Here is a 543-nt window from a genome sequence, read left to right as displayed (position 1 = left end):
GTGATGGCGGCGCGGAGCCTGCCGTCCCGGGTGGCCGCGGGGATGTCTGTCAGGTCCGGCGGGATGCTCAGGGGTGCCCCGACGGGGTTGCCGGAGGGGTCGATGACGCAGCCGGCCAGATGGCCGGCGTTCAGGTCAACGCCGAGGGCGGGCGAGCCGTGCAGGCTGTCCGGGGACGGTACCGGCAGGTCCCGGTATCCCCAGGATGCGTCGATGTACCAGCGCCCGGTCCCGGGGTTGTGGCTGATGTCGTAGCGGATGTTCATGTTGGACGCGGCACGGTCGCGCCATTCGCCGGCGCGGTGATGGAACAGAACCGGGACGGAAAGATGCAGCCGCGCACCATGCTCCGCGGCCATCACGGCGGGGACTTTCAGGGACAGCCGCCCGCCGGGGTCGATGCGGATGGTTTCGTTGCCGCACCGCTTCCCCGATTCACCGTCGGCGGTCAGGAACAGCCGGGAGGCAGCCCATCGGGCGTCCCACCCGGCGGGCGTGAGTCCTGCCGCGTCGAGGTTGTTCCGGGCGCGCCACAGGCGGCCG

The 543-nt window shown here is 71.6% G+C and carries 1 protein-coding gene; it reads right to left on the bottom strand.

Annotated features, from left to right (window positions below; all coding sequences use genetic code 11):
• Window positions 1-543: hypothetical protein (locus J9611_RS21270; protein ID WP_211883218.1), on the bottom strand; the 543-nt coding region annotated here is incomplete at both ends.

Source organism: Pseudarthrobacter albicanus, from assembly GCF_018224015.1.
Lineage (GTDB): Bacteria > Actinomycetota > Actinomycetes > Actinomycetales > Micrococcaceae > Arthrobacter > Arthrobacter albicanus.
Note: the sequence above shows the minus strand (reverse complement) of the source record. Positions and strands in the feature narration are given on the sequence as shown.